At 70.9% G+C, this 2,408-nt stretch carries 3 protein-coding genes; 1 reads left to right on the top strand and 2 read right to left on the bottom strand.

Going from position 1 to position 2,408, the window contains the following annotated elements:
- A partial coding sequence (locus Q7W29_05705; protein MDO9171308.1) for a hypothetical protein occupies window positions 1–837 on the bottom strand: 837 nt, incomplete at its 3' end.
- A 255-nt stretch (window positions 838–1,092) separates the two neighbouring features.
- On the opposite strand from Q7W29_05705, the gene Q7W29_05700 reads away from it, so the two are divergent.
- A complete protein-coding gene (locus Q7W29_05700) occupies window positions 1,093–1,752 on the top strand; it encodes a hypothetical protein (protein MDO9171307.1) in 660 nt (219 codons plus the stop codon).
- A gap of 23 nt (window positions 1,753–1,775) precedes the next feature.
- Here the strand turns inward: Q7W29_05700 and Q7W29_05695 are convergent.
- Window positions 1,776–2,408: HNH endonuclease signature motif containing protein (locus Q7W29_05695; protein MDO9171306.1), on the bottom strand; the 633-nt coding region annotated here is incomplete at its 5' end.

The raw sequence follows: 2,408 nt of genomic DNA, 5'->3' as shown, positions 1-2,408 counted from the left end.
CGAGGTCGAAGCCCTCGACCACGACCACGGGGTTGGCCAGCTGGTGCGGCCCTCGGCGAGATAGACGTAGGCCGAGCCGGCGCCGGCGGCGCCGTCGTAGAGCACGCTCGCCGTGACGGGCCAGGTCTCGGTCGGCTGCGGGGTCTGCAGCGCGGCGACATCGAGCGTGAAGGCGGCGTGGCGCAGGGCGCCGTCGGGCGTCGTCGCGCGCAGGCGCAGCGTGTGAATGCCCGTGGCGGTGTAGCTCGCGGTGAGCCGGCCATCAGGGCCGACGTCGCGCCAGCCGCCGCCGTCATCGGGGTCGACCTCGAGGCGCGGCGGCAGGCCGCCGACGCACAGGTCGGCGGCGAAGAGCAACTCGACGCGGGCGCCGTGGTACGTCACGGGGCGCAGCGCGGCGGCGGCGAAGACGCGGCCGCGCTCGACGTCGGCGCGGTCCCAGCGCTGCCGGTCCGCAGGCGTGCCGGGTCGCAGACGGTCGTAGGACGCGTCCAGCAGGGCCACCGGCACGACCTCGGGCGACGCCGCGGCCAGCGCGCGCCGCTCCAGGTCGCGCGGTTCGGGCCAGCCGCGTTCCATGAGGCTGGAGCGGCGCAGCTCGAAGAGCATCTGACGCCACAGGCCGGTCGTGGCCGCGGGCGCGTTCCCGCTGCCGTCGAAGCGCTCGAGTCCGGCCAGAGGAGCGGCCAGGTCGACGAGCGTGCCGCTCGGGACATCGGCGATGGTCAGACCGGCGGGCAGGGGAGGCGTGCCTGCGAAGGGGCGCGCCGCCACTTGTGCGACCAACGCCAGAGACACGAACAAGGTGGCGAAGACGGTGATGCGGTTCCTGGACATGGCACTTCCTTCGCGGTGGTTCCGGGCACGCGGCCGCACTCCATGGCGGATTCTATCATAGCCGGGCGTCGTCCTGACCGGGCGGCCGCCACCAGGCACTCAAGCCGATCATGCCACAAAATAAGATAAAATCAGGCCTCTATTGCTTCCGACTAGGCGATCGTGCCATGATTGTCGGCACACTTCGATGTCGGCCCGGTCGTCCGGCCCGTGCAATCGGCAGTCCCCCTCAGGCAGAGACAGGAGATCTTCATGATGAACGACAAGTTGGAACGTCGCGCCGCTTCCGGCGCCGGCCGGTGGCTGGTCTGCCTGTCGGTCGTGGCGTTGCTGGCCGTCCCGGCCGCGTTCGCACAGGTTTGGACCGAGGACGGCGATGCCGGCGATCTGCTCGGCACCGCGCAGATCACGCTCGGGACCGGCGGCCTCACGACCATCGCAGGCGTCCTCGCGGGCCACGACGACGTCGATTTGTACTGCATCCAGTTGACGGCCACGCCGCCGGCGGGCCTGCCCCTGGTCTCCCTTATGTGCCTCCAGGACGCCGGCCCGAACCCGTGGCTGTTCGACGCCGTCGGGATGGGTGTGCGCGCCAACCAGGTCTGTTCCGGCGGCATGAAGATCCTCACGGCGCCGAACGTGTCGCTGGCGCCCGGCCTCTACTACGTCGCGGTGTCCCACCCCGGCCGCGAGCCGTCGGCGGCGGGCGGCGACATCTGGCAGATCCCGGCCCTCGGCCCGCAGAGCCCCGACGGCCCGGGAGCGGGCAGCGGGTTGTTGAGCTGGCCCGGTACGCTGGCGATCGTGCCGCCCGCCTCCTACCAGATGACGCTGGGCTGGATGACCTTCTGCGACGGGGCAACGCCCGCGGAGCGGGCCTCCTGGAGCACGCTCAAGTCGATGTACGGCAACTAGCGTTGCCCAGCAGCAAGACTCCGTCAACCAGCCGGGTCGCCTGCGGCGGCTTTCAGGGCCGCCTCGCGTTCGTGCAGCGCCCGATGGCAGCGGCCGCAGAGCGTGATCAGGTTGTCGAGGGTCGCACGCCCCCCCTCTTCGATCGGTGTGCGGTGATGGACATGCAGGTGCTGGGCGCGGCCGCATCCTTCCGCCTGGCAGCGATGACCATCGCGGGTTAGGACGAGGCGCCGCATCCGCGGCGGCACTGCCCGGCGCAGGCTCCCGTCGGGACCCTGCCGCTCGGCCTCGCAGACAGCGCGCGCCAGGAGCGCGCCGGTCACGGCCAGGTCGCCGCGGGATGTGGCGATCATGGACGAGCGACAGTCCGGACATTGCTGGATCACGAGGCGTATGACGATCGCCGCACCACCCTGATCGATCAACCCAGCCAGGAGTTCGTCCGTCGGCGCACCCGGTGCCGCGATTCGCGCAGCGGCGAGCCAGGCTTCCCAGACCGCGAAACGTTCCGCGTGGAAGGCGATGGTGACAAAGCTTGGTTTCGGCGCGGCAGTCGGCTCTTGAGCGACAGGCACAGGACATACCGTCGATGCCGCAACCGGCTTCACGGGCGTGGAAACCCGCCTGACCACTTCGGCCAGCGAGCGCACCGACAG

Source organism: bacterium, from assembly GCA_030654305.1.
Lineage (GTDB): Bacteria > Krumholzibacteriota > Krumholzibacteriia > LZORAL124-64-63 > LZORAL124-64-63 > PNOJ01.
This window is presented reverse-complemented; position numbering and strand designations above follow the sequence as displayed.